Annotated in this window: 14 protein-coding genes; all 14 read left to right on the top strand. The window is 35.3% G+C overall.

The window, feature by feature from the left end; translation table 11 throughout:
* Positions 1-29 precede the first annotated feature (29 nt).
* Positions 30-734, top strand: a complete 705-nt coding sequence (locus J1N10_RS18440; RefSeq protein WP_262328210.1) for a hypothetical protein — start codon at positions 30-32, stop codon at positions 732-734.
* 99 nt (positions 735-833) lie between these two features.
* On the top strand, positions 834-1,247 hold the full coding sequence (ruvX, locus tag J1N10_RS18435; protein ID WP_262328209.1) for a Holliday junction resolvase RuvX: 414 nt from the start codon (positions 834-836) through the stop codon (positions 1,245-1,247).
* A gap of 1 nt (position 1,248) precedes the next feature.
* Complete coding sequence (gene def / locus J1N10_RS18430; RefSeq protein WP_262328208.1) at positions 1,249-1,812, top strand: peptide deformylase; 564 nt, start codon at positions 1,249-1,251, stop codon at positions 1,810-1,812.
* A gap of 150 nt (positions 1,813-1,962) precedes the next feature.
* Positions 1,963-5,145: a T9SS type A sorting domain-containing protein gene (locus tag J1N10_RS18425; protein WP_262328207.1), complete on the top strand. Its 3,183-nt coding sequence runs from the start codon at positions 1,963-1,965 to the stop codon at positions 5,143-5,145.
* 182 nt (positions 5,146-5,327) lie between these two features.
* Positions 5,328-6,092: a polysaccharide biosynthesis/export family protein gene (locus J1N10_RS18420; RefSeq protein ID WP_262328206.1), complete on the top strand. Its 765-nt coding sequence runs from the start codon at positions 5,328-5,330 to the stop codon at positions 6,090-6,092.
* Positions 6,093-6,096: 4 nt separating this feature from the next.
* Complete coding sequence (locus J1N10_RS18415) at positions 6,097-8,463, top strand: GumC family protein (RefSeq protein ID WP_262328205.1); 2,367 nt, start codon at positions 6,097-6,099, stop codon at positions 8,461-8,463.
* On the top strand, positions 8,456-9,727 hold the full coding sequence (locus J1N10_RS18410) for an O-antigen ligase family protein (RefSeq protein ID WP_262328204.1): 1,272 nt from the start codon (positions 8,456-8,458) through the stop codon (positions 9,725-9,727). The genes J1N10_RS18415 and J1N10_RS18410 overlap by 8 nt, the downstream gene beginning before the upstream one ends.
* Positions 9,696-11,045, top strand: coding sequence for a lipopolysaccharide biosynthesis protein (locus J1N10_RS18405; protein ID WP_262328203.1), 1,350 nt, complete (start codon positions 9,696-9,698; stop codon positions 11,043-11,045). The genes J1N10_RS18410 and J1N10_RS18405 overlap by 32 nt, the downstream gene beginning before the upstream one ends.
* Positions 11,046-11,160: 115 nt before the next feature.
* Positions 11,161-11,997 carry a glycosyltransferase family 2 protein gene (locus J1N10_RS18400; protein ID WP_262328202.1) on the top strand — a complete coding sequence of 279 codons (837 nt, stop codon included), beginning with the start codon at positions 11,161-11,163 and terminating at the stop codon, positions 11,995-11,997.
* Positions 11,998-12,106: 109 nt separating this feature from the next.
* The gene (locus J1N10_RS18395; protein WP_262328201.1) at positions 12,107-13,195 is read left to right on the top strand and encodes a sugar-transfer associated ATP-grasp domain-containing protein; all 1,089 of its coding nucleotides are present in this window, start codon (positions 12,107-12,109) and stop codon (positions 13,193-13,195) included.
* A gap of 347 nt (positions 13,196-13,542) precedes the next feature.
* Positions 13,543-13,809 (top strand): hypothetical protein, encoded by a 267-nt coding sequence (locus J1N10_RS18390; protein WP_262328200.1) that lies wholly within the window; start codon positions 13,543-13,545, stop codon positions 13,807-13,809.
* A gap of 34 nt (positions 13,810-13,843) precedes the next feature.
* On the top strand, positions 13,844-15,010 hold the full coding sequence (locus tag J1N10_RS18385) for a sugar-transfer associated ATP-grasp domain-containing protein (RefSeq protein WP_262328199.1): 1,167 nt from the start codon (positions 13,844-13,846) through the stop codon (positions 15,008-15,010).
* On the top strand, positions 15,000-16,640 hold the full coding sequence (locus J1N10_RS18380; RefSeq protein WP_262328198.1) for an asparagine synthetase B family protein: 1,641 nt from the start codon (positions 15,000-15,002) through the stop codon (positions 16,638-16,640). Before J1N10_RS18385 ends, J1N10_RS18380 begins: the two co-directional genes overlap by 11 nt.
* 24 nt (positions 16,641-16,664) lie before the next feature.
* Positions 16,665-17,789: a glycosyltransferase gene (locus tag J1N10_RS18375; RefSeq protein WP_262328197.1), complete on the top strand. Its 1,125-nt coding sequence runs from the start codon at positions 16,665-16,667 to the stop codon at positions 17,787-17,789.
* The last annotated feature ends 10 nt before the right edge of the window (positions 17,790-17,799 follow it).

Here is a 17,799-nt window from a genome sequence, read left to right as displayed (position 1 = left end):
TATAAAATGTTTAACTCAATTGATTTGCTATGAGTGAGATGCGAAAAAGAAACTTTTTGTATTGGATTTTACCGTTAGCTGTTCTTATTCCTTTAATAACCATGTATTTTTCTGGAGTAAAGTGGGCAATGGAATTAGTTTGTCCAACTGTTAATTGGGAACTCGGTATTGTTGAAAACCTGCAGCTTCTTGTGCTACTAATGATTTTCATTATCAGTTTAATGGGATTCAAGTATAAAAAGCCTATGATAGAAAAAGTTGCATTAGGTCTTTTGGCTTTTGTCACTTTGTTCGTATTTCTTGAGGAAATGGACTATGGTTTACATTACGTGCAGTATTTTACAGGGGAGTCAAATACCTTATTTAGAGATGTAACAGGAGCTAAAAATCTTCATAACCTAGGAAATAACGCCCGCCTGTTTAAAAGACCTTTTTATCCATTGATGGCTTTATTATTTATTATTGGACCTTTGGTTGTTGATAAAATAAAGTACGATTTCATTCGTTTTTTTATCCCTCATAAACTTATCATTTTAACGGCTATTATTACTGTTTTCTCATACCTGGTACCGCGTTTGTTAGTTGACTGGAATATTTTTCCTGATGGAGGATTTAAAAAAAACATAGGTGAGTTTTCTGAGTTGATGATGTATTATATTTTCTTTTTATACTTGAAAGAATTAATATTCGAACGTGGCCCATTATTTAAAAAAAAGGAACAATCACTGGCTTAAATATTTTCAGTCAATCGATTATGAAAAGAGAAATCCAATAGTTTAGGGTTTCTTTTTTTTTGGCAATAGAAAAACTAACTTTACTCCCAAAACAAAGACGTGGGGCGAATCTTAGCAATTGATTACGGACGGAAAAAAAGTGGGCTGGCGGTAAGCGATCCTTTGCAAATAATTGCAAACGGACTGGAAACTGTCGCCTCGCATGAACTTTATGATTACCTGGTAAAGTATATGCAGCAAGAGGAAGTGGAGCGGATAGTAATAGGATATCCTACGCAAAGCAATGGACAGGAATCTGAATCGATGAAGTACATCAAGCCCTTTGTTAATCGTTTAAAAAAGAATTTTCCACAATTGCCAATTGAGTGGGTTGACGAGCGATATACATCTAAGTTAGCTTTTCAAACAATGATTGATGGGGGCCTAAAGAAAAAGGCACGCCAAAACAAAGCTTTGGTGGACAAAGTGAGTGCTACGATTATCTTGCAAACCTACATGGAGCAAATTCGTTAAAATGATTTTACCAGTTGCTGTATATGGTCATCCGGTTCTGCGATTGAAGGCAAAAAAAGTAACAATCGATTACCCCGGTTTGGAACAATTGATTAAAGATATGTGGGCTACCATGTATCGTACGGATGGTATTGGATTAGCTGCACCTCAAGTAGCGAAAAGCCTTCGTGTATTTGTAATTGATGCCGATGTAATTAAAGATGAATATCCTGAATTGAAGGGTTTTAAGAAGGTTTTTATCAATCCGCAATTAGAACTGTTAGCCGGCAAGAAAATTTGGATGAACGAAGGTTGTTTAAGTCTGCCTTTAATAAGTAAACGAGTTAAGCGGCCTACTCGTATTAAATTATCCTATCAGGATGAGCATTTTAACTCAAAAATTGAATTTTTTGAAGGCATGGCGGCCCGTATTATTCAGCATGAATACGATCATCTGGAAGGAAAACTATTTGTAGATTACCTTGATCCTTTTAGTAGACTGTTTCTAAGGAAACGCTTAAAAGACATTTCAAGTGGTAAGGTAAGGGTTGATTATAAGGTGCTTAGTGATATTATACACGACTAAGCTACTGTTGTATTTGTTTAGTTATAAAAACACATTTCTCACAACTAATCATCAGTTTGCCAACAAATTCACCGCGTTAGTGTAAAGTTCCCACATCTCGATTTCTTTTCTCATAAATTGAATATCAAAATCAACCTAAAATTATTTGCTATGAGAAAACTTTACCTAAACAAGAAGGGCTACCTTATACTCATTTGTGTTTTAATTGTTGGGCTAATAAATGCTCAAGAGCGTATTTATGTGAAAACTGCAGCTACAGGTGGAGTTGCCTTTTCTAGTCTAAATGCGCATGATTCATGGGCTTCCGCAACTTCGGATCTGCAAGCTGCTATTAATGCTGTAGATGATGCTGGTGGAGGTGAAGTATGGGTCGGTTCTGGAGATTATAAGCCAACAGAATCATACTATACAACCGATGTTGAGCATCCTGATTATAATGCAACGGATGATCCTTTGCGTAGTGTAAGTTTTTTAATGCGTAACGGAGTTTCTATTATTGGAGGTTTTAATGGCGAAGATAACCCTGATGATAGATCCAATTATGATTATGGCGAAGATAATGCGACCAGGCTGAGTGGTGATATTGGAGTAGAAGGTGATGAGAGTGATAACGCATATCATGTTGTATATGGTCAGGATTATACCGACAATACAGCTGTTTTATCTGATGTAATTATTGTTGATGGTTATGCGAATGGTACTGGGCGTAATTCCAGAGGAGGAGGTATTCAAACACGAAATGGCGGTACCTATAATAACCTAACGATTGTTGATAATACGGCTAATAGAGGAGCAGGTGCATATGCTTATAGAGGTGGCGAATTTAATAATTGTCTATTTTGGTATAATACAGCCAGGGAGTACAATGGAGATGATGCAGTTGGTGGTGGTATTTATTTACACTTGGATGGATCCAGAGTAGAAAATTGTTTATTTAACAATAACCGAAGTTTGGACGTAGGTGGTGCAATTGGAAGCTCATCAGGTGAAATAGTTGGGTGCACTATGATAAACAATAGTTGCAGTACAAAAGGCGGTGCAATTTATACTTATTTTGATAATGATAATGGCAATACCAGTGGGGGTATATATAAAAATTGCCTCATAGCAAATAATACAGCAAGTGTTGATGGTGGAGGGGTTTTTGCTGATGCTGCCGGGATCTGGATTAATTGCACTATAGTTAACAATCAATCTGAAAGTGTAGCTGGAGGCGTTTACTCTGAGACAGGGGCTAGTTTTACAAACGTTGTTATATGGGGTAATTATTGTATTGGAAGTCCGACTGATGAAGTCCATCTGACGGGAGGAGGTACTTATACTAATTGCGCAATCGGTAACTTAACAGATTTAACTGTAGGTACAGAATTGGTAAGTCTTAACCTTACCAATTCAGAAGTGGATGGGCCTAATTTTATTTCGCCTTCAACTGTAAAAGGACGAGGAGAAACATCTACAGAAAGAACTCAAAACTTAGAGGCTAATTGGCAGCACGCAATAGGTAGTGCTTTAACAGATTTAGGAACAGCTGATATTACTGGTCTTAATTTAGGTGATTATGATCTTGCAGATAATGATCGTGTAATTCAAGAAAGAATCGATATTGGAGCATATGAATTACCTTATTTCAGAACCACTATTTCATCAATAGGGAATGGGTCAGTGTCTGAAACTGGACCAATAGATGTTGATCCCGGAAGCAATGTAAGTGTTGACTTTACGCCAGATGCAAATCATCAGATCTATACTTTTACAGTAAATGGTGACGATAGATTGGCTGACTTAGTGGAAAACACAGGAGTATTCACATTTATTGAAAACAATGTTCAGAGTAACATGGATATTGCAGTTGAGTTTGTTTCATTAACAGCCTATGATATTGATGTAACTGGTGATGTTGGGGGTGATGTTTCTCCGGAAGGTACAACTTCTGTTTATGAGGGACTTGATTTTAGTATTGAATTAGATCCTTCAAATGGATATGACTTGCGAAGTGTATTGCTCGATGGTGAGGAGCAAATTGATAATGTTACTGATAATGGTGATGGTACTTATACCTTTAGTATAACTGCTGTTTCTTCAGCGCATACTATTGAAGTGGATTTCGCATTAATTCATACGGTTACTATCAATCTTTCAGCAGGAGGAAGTGCTTCTCATTCAGGAACAGTGGAGATACTTGAAGGTAACACTATTGAATTGGTTTTAACGCCAGAGAATAGCTATAAGCTAAAATCATTCTTAAAAGCTTCGGTTGAAACAATTAATGATGTGACACATGAAGGTGGTACTTATACTTACCTTATATCAGGTATAACTGAGAATCTAACGATTGATGTGACCTTTGAGTTATTCCATAATATTACTGTTAGTGCAAACGTGGGGGGCACTGTGTCTAATATTGGTGTAACAGAACTATTCGAAAGTGAGGATTTAACACTATATATTACGCCTGATCTTGGATACAAGTTCACTCAAATACAAGCTAATGGCAATGATGTGATGGGTGATGTAACCGAAGATACGGGTGTTTATAGTTATCTGGTCCAAGGGCATACCGAAGATATTAATATAGAAATTGCATTTACAAAGTTTGAGGTGGTAACGATTAGTGCCGGTACAGGTGGTACTGTCAGTCCACTTGGCGATAATGAACTTTTAGCAGGTGAGGAGCTTACAGTGGTGATTATACCAGATGCTAATTATAAAATAAGTAGTGTGGTGATGCAAGGTGTTGATGTAACATCCGGAATAGTTAATAACGATGATGGTAGTTATAATTATGTAATCAGTAATGTTACAGAAACTTCAACACTTGAAGTTCAGTTTATTCATTATAATATTGTGACTATCGTTGCAGGACCAGGAGGTGCTGTGAGTCATGAGGGTGAATATCAGATTGTTGATGGAGAAAGTTTGGAAGTGACAATAACTCCTGATAATGGTAATGTTGTTGGAGGCCTAACATTTGATGGAGAAGATCGTGTTTCAGACATTGATGACAATGATGATGGCACCTATACTTATCTGATACAAGGATTAACAGAAGATGTAGTACTTGATGTTCAATTTACATTGGCTACGGGTTTTGATGACCAAAAAGAGGAAAGTGTTATGTTTTATCCCGTTCCGGCCAATACAGAAATAGAGTGCAATATTGGCATTACTAATGTGCGTTTATTTAATGCCACAGGAACACTTGTAAAAGCATTGAATGCGAATAGTAGTGTTAATTTTATTCCGGTATCAGATTTACCTGATGGTGTATATATAATTAGCTATACGACTAAGACAGGTATAAATAAAGTTGCAAAAGTTCTCATTAAGCATTAAAGTTACTTCTAATAATGATTAACGGGGGCTAAATGCCCCCGTTATTTTTCTGGGACTTTATTATAACTCATGTAAGTATTTGAACTGTTGGTGAAGTAATATAGGGAGTTAATAAAATAAAGAAGTTAATGCTCAGAAATGTTTTTAAATTAGATACTGGCTAAAAATTAATAATCAATTACATGCAAAGAATCTTTCCCTTCCTTTTTATTGTCATTTGCAGTATAGCTTGTGTTCCTCAAAAAGAGGTGGTGTATTTTCAAGATGACATAGAAGATAAGTATATTGATACAGAGTATAATATACATAAAAGCAGACAGATTATTCAACCTTTTGATGAGGTTTACATCGAAGTAATAAGCACCGATCGTGAAGGTTCAAACTTTCTTCAACAACGCGAACGGGGTGGATTCTATAATACAACAACACCAGAGGGATTATCTATTATCTCCTATAGAGTTGATGAATATGGTAATGTTAACCTACCTGTAATAGGGAAAGTAAAGATATCAGGCCTTAGTATTGAAGAAGCAGGTGATTATATGGAGAAACAGCTTGAGGATTACTTATATCAGCCATCGGTTAAAATAAACTTTGTCAATAAGAGTATTACCTTAATTGGTTATGTGTCTAGACCTGGCCGATACTATTACTCAAGTGACCATATTAATATATTACAAGCCTTAGGAATGGCCGGAGATATTCAGGAATTTGGTAATAGAAAGCAGGTTGTTATTATTAGAGAACACGAAAACAATACAACTAAAGCTGTTGTTGATTTAACTACAGAGAAAATCTTTGATTCGCCATATTATAATTTGAGATCGAATGATGTGGTATATGTTGAACCATTAAGAAGAAGAAGGTGGGGAATTGATACCTTTCCATATGCTTTGTTATTATCTTCAATAACAACATTTATTTTGGTAATGGAATATGTAAAATAATTATATGAGCACAGATACCGAGCAAATAAATGACCTGAAGAGTATTGTAAACAAGCTTACCAAATACTGGAAACTATATCTGGCTTCAGTAGCAATTGCGGTTTGTATAGGCGTCTTTTACAATAAATTTTCCGAGCCTTTGGTCAATATCATGTCAAAGGTTGTGGTGCATGAAAATGGCCGACAAAGTGTCGACCCATCTAGTTTTATGCCTGGATCGGAGTTGTTTAGTGGTCGGAATACTTTTCAGAATAGTTTAATATCATTGAATGCACGCCCTTTGTTGGAAAAGGTAGTTGAAAAATTAAACTTTAGCGTGTTTTATTACCAGCGTAAATTGCTTTACGACCAAAATCTATATACCTCTTCTCCTTTTCAGGTAATATTAGATAAAAACTATTTGCAGTTAACAGGCGTTGAAATAGAGATTGATATTCTTTCAAAAGAACTTTATTCGCTAAGTTGTGAGGTGGAGGTAGCACCTCTTCATAACTTTTTGACAGGTAAAAATGAACAGGAAGTATTGGATTGGGAGTTTCACCATACATACCGTTTTGGTGATCCGGTTGAAAATGAGAATTTTAATTTTACAATTTTACTAAAAGATGGTGTTGATGTAGAAAAGCTTATAGGTAAGAAATATTATTTTTTATCCAGAAGTAACCGTCAATTGGTAAATGATTATAAAGATAATCTACTGATTGAAGCTACCCAGATAGATGCTACAGCAGTCAATATTAGCTTGGTAGCTAACAATTATCAGCAGGGTAAGGATTTCTTAGACAGATATGTGGAGACGATAATTGAACATGATTTACAACGAAAAAATCACATAGCCTTTTCAACAATTGATTTTATTGATGAGCAATTAGACGAGGTGTACGACTCATTAAGCTTGGCTGAGCAGTCGCTGCAGGATTTTAAAACGCGCAGGCAAGTTGTGGATGTGAGTTTAAAAGCCGGGCAGATTTACGATAATTTACAGGTGATTAATACCGAGAAAGATCAAATGGAAGCGCACATAAGTAATTTGGAGTTTCTGAATGAAAACTTTCAGAATGATAAAGATTTTTCAGCGCATTCTGTAACCGTAATATCCGATTTAAATAATCAGGTGTTAAATGACCTGTTAAATGAATACATTAATCTAATTGGACGAGTTAATCATTTAATGGAGAATCGACAAGCAAAAAGCCCACAGCTGAGAGAGCTTAATTTTCAAATTTCAAACCTAAAAAATACCATTTTAGTTAACCTTCAGTATGAATTAGATGCTTCTCGTTTAGCTTTGCAACAATTAGAACAAAAGTTAAGAACGTTAAACTCTGAATTAAACAGTTTACCAGAAACACAACGTAACCTGACAAGTTTTGAGCGCAATTTCCGCCTAAACGATGAAATTTATACATTCTTGATTCAAAAGCGTTCAGAAGCACAAATTGCTAAGGCATCTAATCTGCCTGATTATGAAATAATTGATTATCCGGCATATGAAGAAATGAAAGCTCCAAAAGAAGCACGAAATATCGTATTAATGATTTTTCTAGGGCTTTTTGTTTCAACAGTTTATATGCTAATACATGAAGCCTATTTCGAAAAAGTAAGTGATATTGATGACTATCGGCTTGGATTTGAATCACCAGTTTTAGGACAGATTTATTTAAGTTCGAATGGACACAAAAGACTATTTGAAGAAAACGATAGCCAACCTATAGCTGCAGAGGCATTTCGGAAATTGCGAACAAATCTTGGTTTTTGGACTTGGCAGCATGAGAAAAAAGGCCGAATTATTTTGTTTACTTCGACAATGCCTGGTGAAGGAAAAACGTTCTGTTCCTATAATTTAGGCCATGCACTAGGTGCTTTAGGTAAAAAGGTGGTTATTCTCGATTTTGACTTACGCAAAGGTGATTTAAGCCACAACTTTTTTGGAAGTAAAAAACATGGTATTTCAGAATATTTATCCTCGCAGGTTGATTTGGATGAAGTTATTGAGACTCGTGAGGGAAGCAATGTTCATTATATTTCTACAGGACCTTTACCTCCAAATCCATCCGAACTGGTTGAATCAGAAGAATGTCGGGAAATGCTTCAGGAGTTAAGAAAGAAATACGATTATATAATTGCAGATACAGCTCCTACCTCAGTAACAGCTGAGAGTTTATCTCTAGGGCAAGTGGCGGATTTAGTTATGGTTGTCTTACGAGTCAATTATACTTTGAAGAAGGAGTTTACGGAGGTGTTAAATGAGTTAGAAAATTCTCTAGGAAAAAAGGTTACGGTTTTGCTTAATGGTGTTAAGGCATCCAGAAATAGATATTACAATTATTCATCGTATTATTTAAAGCAAAACCAAAAAAAGAATGTATAAGATAACCAGCTATTTATACCTGTATTTTATAGCGTTGGCTTTTGCTCCTCTGGTAGCCTTTGTTAGCTACCATACTGTTGACATGGGATTTAATAAGCTTTATGGTGCAACTGTTACCATTTTGGCTTTTATTTTGATGATAAGAAAAGGAGTAAAGTATTCTACCATTGATGTCTTACTTATTTTTGCTTTAGGAGTTTATCTCTATAACCTGGGTTGGGATATTATTCTTAATCAAAGAACTTTGGAGCGTAAAGGATTTGTACATGATTTTTTTGTAAACCCCTATTTTAATATTGTTGCCTTTATTTATGTTATAGATAATTATAAAATACCAGATACGCTGATTCGACATGTTCGTCTGATTTTGATTGGAGTGGTTGCGGTTGCTTGCGGTGTATCAGTTATACAACTTATTGGTGATCCATTTTTTCTTACACCGAGTGAGGTTGTTGAGTACACACGCATGATGGGGGCTTTGACAAATAGTTTTGAAATTCGGCGGGTGTCTATTTTTGGTTATTTAGATAATCTGCAGGAAACAATTTCATTTTTGCCTATTGTCGCCATTGTTACTTCACACGCAATTAGGCGAAAGAAATACTATTTGCTTCTTCTAGTAATGTTTGCCTTCATTGTACCATTTGGGAATAATTATCGATATGCCCAATTAGCCTATTTTGTAGCTCTTTTGCCGTTAATAGAAATACGGAAAAGTAAAGTTCAGTCCGTATTGATCATTACAGGCGCTATTGCATTGGTTGGTGTTGTATTTGTGGGAGGCCTTTATCTTTCAGATTTCGACCTTGAGGCATATGTTAGAGAACGAGTTTTATCTGATTCTGCTTCAACACGCCTATTGGCTATTGAGATTTTTAATAAGTTTTTCTACAGAAATCCATGGTTTGGATCAGGCGTTCATTTGACGGATGAAGTTATTGCAGCCATTGCTGGACGAAGTTCTCAAATTCATGTTGGTTATTTAGCTCACCTATATTCATACGGTATCGTAGGAAGTATAATTGCTTTTTCGTTTTGGTTAATGATTGCAAGGCGTTTTTATAGAACAGCTGTTAGAACCCATTTTTGGGGAAGTTTAGCTGGAATACTCATCTACTTGTGGGCTAATGTTACGCAGGTGTATTATGAAATTTTTTGTTATGGATTGACGATTGCTTTCCTATTTGACAGGTACTATTATAATAAATGGATTGATGAGAATAATAAGCAAGTTGAAGAAGACAATCTCCAATCTTCTGAATAAGGGAGATTCTCGTTTTGTTCTTCTGAAAAAAAATGTTGCTGTATCTTTTATGCTTAAAGGGATCGGTTTGCTTATTGGCTATATACGATTCCCCCTTACTTTATCATACTTGGGCAATGCCTGGTATGGAGTTTGGCTAACTATTGGTTCATTTACCGGGTGGTTAAGTTTTTTTAATATTGGACTTGGCAATGGCCTAAGAAATAAGCTGGCAGAAAGCCTCGCCCAAAACAATATAGAAGATTCAAAGAAGTATGTTAGTAGTACTTATTTTGTTATTTCTTTAATTTCGCTGGGCATTTACATTGTCTTGGTTCCTATTATCTTTTGGATTGATTGGAATAGTGTATTCAATGTGCAGGATGTCTCTCCTTCCATTTTAAAGGTCTCGTTATTTTCATTTGTTACTTTTTTTTGTGTTAAGTTTGTTTTGCGATTGCTACGCACCGTTTTTGAGGCTGATCAGAAGCCTGCCTTTAGTGATTTAATAGATTTCCTTTCTAGTGTTTTATTCTTTATCGCGATAATCTTGTTGATTAATTACGCCGAATCATCTTTGGTCTATGTTGTCACTATTCATGGTTCATTACCGGTAGTTCTGTTAGTTGGTTTTTCGTTGTATTATTACAATAACTCCTATAAGTCTATTCGACCATCATTAAAATATGTTGATCGAAAACTATTAAAAGGCCTTGCTAACCTGGGAGTGAAATTTTTTATTATCCAAACTTCTGTATTAATTCTATTTTCGACTGACAATATAATTATAACTCGGGTGTTGGGCCCAGAGGAAGTTGTTGGTTATGAAGCAGCTCGGAAGTTCTTCGGAATTGTAGATATGGGTTTTTCTATTATCCTCGTACCCTTTTGGTCCGCCTTTACAGATGCCTATACAAAAGGAGAGATTAATTGGGTTCGCCAATCCATTATGCGACTTCTCAAGCTTCTGTCATTAGTTGCGTTAGGCCTTGTCGTTATGTTTTTTGCTTCGCCATGGGTTTATAAAGTTTGGTTAGGCGATAAAGTAGAAATATCATGGCAGTTATCCTTATTCATGGCCGTATTTGTTTTAATTAGAGCTTGGAGTAATGTTTTTATTTACTTCATTAATGGTGTAGGAAAAGTTAAGCTTCAGTTGTTATTATCGATAATAATTAGCGTTGTAAATATTCCGCTATCAGTTATGCTTGCTAAACATTTTGGTGTTGTTGGTGTGATTATGGCGACTGTAGCTTGTTTAATAATTGGTGTCTTTATATACCCAATTCAGTATTTTAAAATCATTCGGAAAAAAGATAAGGGCATTTGGGGACAATAATTGGGATAGTTGTGTCGCTGCATAAAAAGGCTAGCCTGATGAAAGTACAGATTTCAATTGTTAGAGAAAATGCTTAAATTAAACAGAAATACCTTATAACCTAAATCAATAAGCTGTGAAAGAACTAAACTACCCCAAAATAACAATTGTTACCCCATCATATAATCAGGAGGAATTTCTTGAGAGAACCATTTTATCGGTTATTAACCAAAACTATCCGAACCTGGAATATATCATAATTGATGGAGGCTCCACGGATGGAAGTGTGGATATAATAAAGAAGTATGAAGAGCATCTAAGTTATTGGGTCAGTGAACCTGATGATGGTCAGAGTCATGCTATTAATAAGGGATTTGACAGGGCAACTGGCGTTATTCTTAATTGGTTAAATTCTGACGATGTGCTATACTCAGGAACGTTACATTTGATAGCTCATTATTATAATTCGCATAAAGGAGAACATGTTTTTTATGGCGATCGAACCATACTTGATAAGGATGATAGAGTCATCGGAATTAATGAGGGGCCATCTTTCAAAAAATGGGAATCTAAATACTTTCTAAAGATTCCTCAGGAAACTACATTCTTCACCAAAGAGTTGTATTTTAAAGTTGGAGGACTTAACAACGAATTGCATTATACGATGGATGTTGATTTATGGAATCGATTTCTTGAAGAGTGTGATTTTGTGCATATTCCGTATTTTCTTGGGGGATATCGCGAACATTACTTATCTAAATCGATTGAAGTGTTTGGTCCCAATAAGCGCAACGATAAAGCTGTAAAAGAGGTTAAACGGTACCAACAATTGTATGGCTCAGCATTTGGACGTAAGCCTAAAGTTCGTAAACTGTTTTTTATTGCTAATCAGTTGAGATTAATAATGGAAAAATCATCCAAGAAACGGCGGTTAGAAATAGAGCGAATACGTGAGATTATCTCAGGGAACTAGTTTTTTTGTCAAATAATTAGTGAGCACTCGTATGACATTGAGACATTGGTTTTGGAAATTTATAACGGCTATTATAAAAAAAGTAGATAGGATAGTCCAATATAAATATATGAAGGTGGATAATGCCCAGTTAGCTAATAGTTATACACCAAAAGAAGTCAGTACATTCTACAAGTTATCTGGAAGCGATGTTTCAGAGTATAGAAAATACTGGGGGCAACTGGACCGGTTCTGTAATTTATGTCATGTTCGAAATTCAGTATTGTTCACAGGTAGTTTTGATAAAAAAATTGTACCATCGGATGTTTATTTTGGAATAATAGAGCCTTTATTGAATAACCGGAAGTATGCATTGGCATACGAAGATAAATGCCGAATTGATTGGATAAATGGAGAGGAACATGTGCCTAAAATTTATTTAAGAAATATACACGGCGTTTATTATATGAGTAATGGCTCTGTAATAGATAGGAATAAAATTGATTTAAATAAGTTATTAGAAGGAATCGATAGTATAATAGTAAAAAAGTCAATAGAAGAACATGGTGGTAAAGGGGTTGAAATATTAGATAGAAATAATGGGGTGTTGATAAACCGTCACCAAGAGGAGTTATCACTTGACTACCTGGAATCAAAATATATTAAGGATTTTCTAGTACAAGAGCGATTAGTTCAACATGATTATTATAAGGCTTTTAATCCGACATCATTAAACACGTTTCGCATTGTGACCTATCGTTCTGTGAAGGATGATCTCATTTACATCCTTTATAGTTATTTACGTATTGGCGCACCCAATATGCAAATCGACAATATTTCCAGTGGCGGTGTTTTTGTTTGTTTAAACCAAGATGGAACCTTTTCAGAACAAGGCATGACAAAAAAAAGTGAATTTAAAAAGCAAGTTGGAAATCAGGCAACCTTTGCTGAATTGGGTAAGGCATATAAAATTGATGAAGTGTGGGCATTTGCAAAGCAAGTTGCATCATACCATTATAATTGTCGACTTTTAGGATTGGATATAGCTGTTGATGAAAAAGGCCAAGTGCGATTAATTGAAACAAATACCTCAGATATTGGGATGGAAGGCCAGCAATATATGCTTGGGCCGCTGTTTCACAAGTTTACAGATGAAGTGATAGAGTATTGCCAAAAGCAGCTACAAAGTAAAACAAAGTACCATATCTATAAATCATAAATAAAGCAAGAGATATAATGTTGGTTAGAATAGTCGGATACATTTTCAGGGAAGGCTACAAACCTACTTGAACAGTTGCCAGAAGTTGAAGTTAATCAGTCGGTTGAATCGCATAGGGTTAGGTAATAGTCAAGTCTTCTAACGAATAAATGGACATTACAACAATAAAGTCGGCGATGGCTTGACATTGGGTTATTTATTGAGCAAATTTAAGTGAACATACGTCCGGCAGTACCCATTTTTTATACAGTTTAATCCTTCATCGATAAATACTTTGAGGGTGATGACTTTGCTCGCTATTAGATAATCAAAGAGAAGTACTGAACGTAGCGCTTAGGGTAGTTGCGATGGGCAGCATTGTTGATGGCCGTAAAAATGGCGGCCGTATAATTGGGGTTACTCCTGAAAGTTATCTGCGATTGTCTGGCGCCAATAACAAGGGAGCTTTTATGAGTAAGTTTAATTGTATTGATTTCGAGGAGTTTGAGAGTGTTGTTGGGATAGATGAAATAAAATTGCCATTGAATCGGCTAAAGTACTTTACCATGTCAGAATATTGGATTTTGACATGCCATATACAGATGAAGTTATGGCTTATTGCAATAAACGATTAAAAACATAACCAATATAAATTGAAAGGGAAGGCTTATGAATTTAAAGTATCAAATGTTAGGGTATTTGTCAGCCTTTGCGCGCAAAGCCTATCGTGTATTGCATTATGAATATTTTGTTGAACAAAATGTTGAGTTAGCAAAAAAGTTTGAACCCCAAAATGGGCAGATATTGTATAAACCTACTGCTGAAGAATTGAAGAAATACAGAAAGAAGTGGGGGAAATTTGGGGTTGATATCAGGGATATTTATGTGAGAAATGCAGCTGGATTTTTAGGGTATTTTGATGTAGATATTGTTCCTTCAGATTTGTACTTTTCTATAATCGAGCCAACTTTAAATAACCGTAAGTTTGCGCTTTCTTATGAGGATAAAGCTCAAATAGATTGGATTAACAAACCTGAAAATATACCAACTATCTATGTTCGAAATATAAATGGTATCTATTATTCTAATGATAAAAAAGAGCTTCGAAAGCAATCAATTGATCTGGATGAAATTCTAAAAGATATTGATGGTGTTGTTATTAAAAAAACAATTGAGGTACATGGCGGTAAGGGGGTTGAAATGTTTGACAGAAATGACCAGGGGCAATTGGTTAATGATAACCATGAAATCTTGTCACTCAAATTATTGGAGCAAAAGTTCAAGAAGGATTTTTTGGTGCAAAAATGTGTGGAACAACATCCGTTTTATAAAGCATTGAACCCATCATCACTTAATACGTTTCGTGTATTTACATATCGTTCTGTTGTTGATAATCAAATACATATATTATATAGTTATTTGCGTATCGGAGCTAAAAATAGTCGGGTAGATAATGTTTCCAGGGGAGGTCTCTTTGTCGGTATTAAAAATGGACGATTTGTTAAAGAAGGAATGGGGAAATGGGGTGTGAAAGTCAAACAAATTAAAGGACTTAAGTCGTTTGAAGAGATGGGAGCTCCACCATATATTGATGATGTCTATAAATTGGCAAAGGAGTTAGCGGTATCTCATTATTACTGTCGGCTAATAGGATTTGATTTAGCTCTTAATGCACAGGGTAAAGTGATGCATATCGAAACCAATACCTCGGATATTGGGGTGGAAGGTTTTCAACATGCTTTTGGACCTTTATTTCATCAATTTACCGATGAGGTGATGGAATATTGCCAATCACAGATAAAACCAAAGACTAAATACCATGTTTATGATTGTTAAACGAAGTGAGCTTTTTCAATTGTCGCAAATTTATTTTAATGGATTCCTATTTGGGAAAAAACGTTCTGATGTCGAAGAGTTTGTAGTTAATGAGTTTAGCAAAAAAGGTAAAGAAGCTTTAAAAGAATTAAATGGAAGTTTTAAAGGGTGGTTTTTAGATAAAGAAAAGCAATTGCTTTATGTATTTAATGACCGCCATGGTATGATGGATTTGTTTTTGATGCAAGAGGGGGATAATTGGCTGATTACAGACGATTATTGGAAGGCTGTTGAAGAACTTTCTGTAATATCAATAAATGAATTAGCAATCGGGCAGTTGCTTCAATTTGGATACATGCATTGGGGTAACACCTATTTGAATGAAATTGAGCTATGTTCTCCTGCTTCAATAATAACAATTGATTTGAGTACTAACTCAATCGCTTTAGTTGAACAGTATTGGAAGTATAAACCAGAACCAACGATCAGTAATTATTCAGTAGCCAAAGAGCAAACGGTTGAGGTAATTAAAAAGGCTGTTGTTGAAAGCTTCAATGAACCTGATGCTTCATATGCAGTAGCCAATTCAGGAGGACTTGATTCTCGGTGGAATTTGTTCTTTGCCAGTCAGTATAATAAGGAGTTTTTATCGTATACTTATACAGGTTATAGTAATTCGGATGCTACACATATATCCCAAAAAATAAACCAAACCTTAGGATTATCAAACAGTCAAAATATTCAGATACATACAAATAGTTTTATTGCTAACTATGCAGACATTCATTTGAGTAAGGCACCTATGTTGCCTATGTATAGCTCATGGTATTACGATGCTTATAAAGGTTTGTCTGATATTGATGTTAATATAAACGGTTTTATATCAACGTTTTTAGATGCTTTTACCTATATGGATGGGGCTGAAAACCACGCTAGGTTTAAAAATGGTTCGATTAAAGATAAGCAAGAATATTGCTATTCATTGTATAAACCAGCTGAAGAAAGTTTAGTTAGTAAGGTATATAGGAAGAATAATGGACAACTGAAGGATTCATTTATTGAAACCCTTGATTTGTTAGATATGAATGACTTGGGTGATATATGTGATGCCTTTGATTTCTATTGTCGTCAGCGACGTTTAAATAAAAATGAGCCTTGGACCAATTTTTATGGTCAGGTTGAAGGTAGAAGTCCTCTAGTTAATAATGATATAGCTGATCTTTCTCTGGCTCTGCCATTTGAAATGCGTGATAATCGAATTTTGTATAAGGAAGCAGCGGCAGAAGTGATGAAGAGCCTTCGAAAAGTTCGGTTTGAACGCACTCCTTGGGGGCTTGAAGGCAGGGGCAAAGGTGTCTTTGCTATTATGAAAGACGCGCTGTGGCGGACAGATATGAAATTGTATAAAAAGACAGGAAAATCGTTATGGTTTAAAGGGAGTCATAAAAACGTGGCGGAATGGATGTGTCAAAGCCCAAATATTGATTTTATAAGAGAGGTAATAAATTCAAAGAATCATTTAATAGAAGAGCGTTTTAATCAACATTATTTGAATGATCATTTGGAAGCGATAATAAAAAAGGATTTTGTATTTATAAGTTCATTACTTACAATATTCATGTTTTTGAATAAATTGATAGATATCAAATAATCTATTTACAAACAGAGTATCACAATGAAGATACTATACATTGCAAATTCATATGTGCCAAGTAAAACGGCCAATAGCATTCATGTTATGAAAATGTGTCAGGCTTTTGGATTACTGGGGCATGATGTTACATTACTAACTTTTGATTCTCCTCAAAATGAAGAGGAGGGCATCAATGATGTGTACTCATATTATGGAGTAAAGAATGCTTTTCGCATCAAGAAAATCCCACTAAGAAGTGTAAAAGGTAAAATGCACCTGTTTGCCATTGAAGCGATTAAATTTGCTAAACGTTTTAATGCCGACTTAGTTTATACGCGATGTGAAACACCAGCAGTTTACTTGTCATTTACTAATATGCCCTTTATAATTGAGGCACATAAACCATTTGCTGATTCTAATGGTGTTATGGGTTATTTCTATAAGCGAATATTTAGGGCTAATAACCTTCAACGCTTTGTGGCCATTTCAAAGGTTTTGGAACAGATGTTTGCTATTCACTTTAAGAAAAGCATTGATAGTTTGGTGCTTCACGATGCTGCTGATATACCAGTCGATCCGCTTGGGCATAATGTGAAGTGGAATGGCCGAAAGGGAGTATTGCAGGTAGGTTATTTTGGTCATCTATACCAGGGAAGAGGGGTTGAGGTAATTATTGAAATGGCAAAAAACAATCCGGATGCAGATTTTCATATTGTTGGCGGACGTCAGCAAGATGTTGAATACTGGAGAACTCAGCTAAATGACTTGTCAAATCTGAATTTCTATGGTTTTGTTGAACCTTCTGAAGTTGGTATTTATCGTTCATTTTGTGATGTTTTACTGGCTCCTTATCAGAGAGAAGTTTGGGTTGAAAACAAAGGACATGAATCTTCTAAATACATGTCTCCGCTTAAAATCTTTGAATATATGTCTTCAAAGAAGTGTATCATTTGCTCTGATATGCCTGTATTACGCGAAGTATTAAATGAAAATAACGCTATTTTGGTATCGCCAGATAAAACAACAGAGTGGAATGAGGCTTTAAAAAAGTGCGCCGATGAAACTTTAAGAGTTCGGTTATCAGAACAAGCATTTGATGATTTAAAGGAAAAGTATACCTGGAAAAAAAGGGCCGAATTATCAATCAAAGGAATAATTGATGGATAACAAATCTTTA

The sequence above is a fragment of the Carboxylicivirga litoralis genome (genome assembly GCF_025499605.1).
Taxonomy (GTDB): domain Bacteria; phylum Bacteroidota; class Bacteroidia; order Bacteroidales; family Marinilabiliaceae; genus Carboxylicivirga; species Carboxylicivirga litoralis.
This window is presented reverse-complemented; position numbering and strand designations above follow the sequence as displayed.

What these genes read in the sequence shown, in the direction of transcription:
- J1N10_RS18440 (WP_262328210.1), top strand. Translation starts at nt 30, where the DNA reads ATGAGTGAGATGCGAAAAAGAAACTTTTTGTATTGGATTTTACCGTTA.
- def (WP_262328208.1), top strand. Translation starts at nt 1,249, where the DNA reads ATGATTTTACCAGTTGCTGTATATGGTCATCCGGTTCTGCGATTGAAG.
- J1N10_RS18425 (WP_262328207.1), top strand. Translation starts at nt 1,963, where the DNA reads ATGAGAAAACTTTACCTAAACAAGAAGGGCTACCTTATACTCATTTGT.
- J1N10_RS18420 (WP_262328206.1), top strand. Translation starts at nt 5,328, where the DNA reads ATGCAAAGAATCTTTCCCTTCCTTTTTATTGTCATTTGCAGTATAGCT.
- J1N10_RS18415 (WP_262328205.1), top strand. Translation starts at nt 6,097, where the DNA reads ATGAGCACAGATACCGAGCAAATAAATGACCTGAAGAGTATTGTAAAC.
- J1N10_RS18410 (WP_262328204.1), top strand. Translation starts at nt 8,456, where the DNA reads ATGTATAAGATAACCAGCTATTTATACCTGTATTTTATAGCGTTGGCT.
- J1N10_RS18395 (WP_262328201.1), top strand. Translation starts at nt 12,107, where the DNA reads ATGAAGGTGGATAATGCCCAGTTAGCTAATAGTTATACACCAAAAGAA.
- J1N10_RS18390 (WP_262328200.1), top strand. Translation starts at nt 13,543, where the DNA reads ATGGGCAGCATTGTTGATGGCCGTAAAAATGGCGGCCGTATAATTGGG.
- J1N10_RS18385 (WP_262328199.1), top strand. Translation starts at nt 13,844, where the DNA reads ATGAATTTAAAGTATCAAATGTTAGGGTATTTGTCAGCCTTTGCGCGC.
- J1N10_RS18380 (WP_262328198.1), top strand. Translation starts at nt 15,000, where the DNA reads ATGATTGTTAAACGAAGTGAGCTTTTTCAATTGTCGCAAATTTATTTT.
- J1N10_RS18375 (WP_262328197.1), top strand. Translation starts at nt 16,665, where the DNA reads ATGAAGATACTATACATTGCAAATTCATATGTGCCAAGTAAAACGGCC.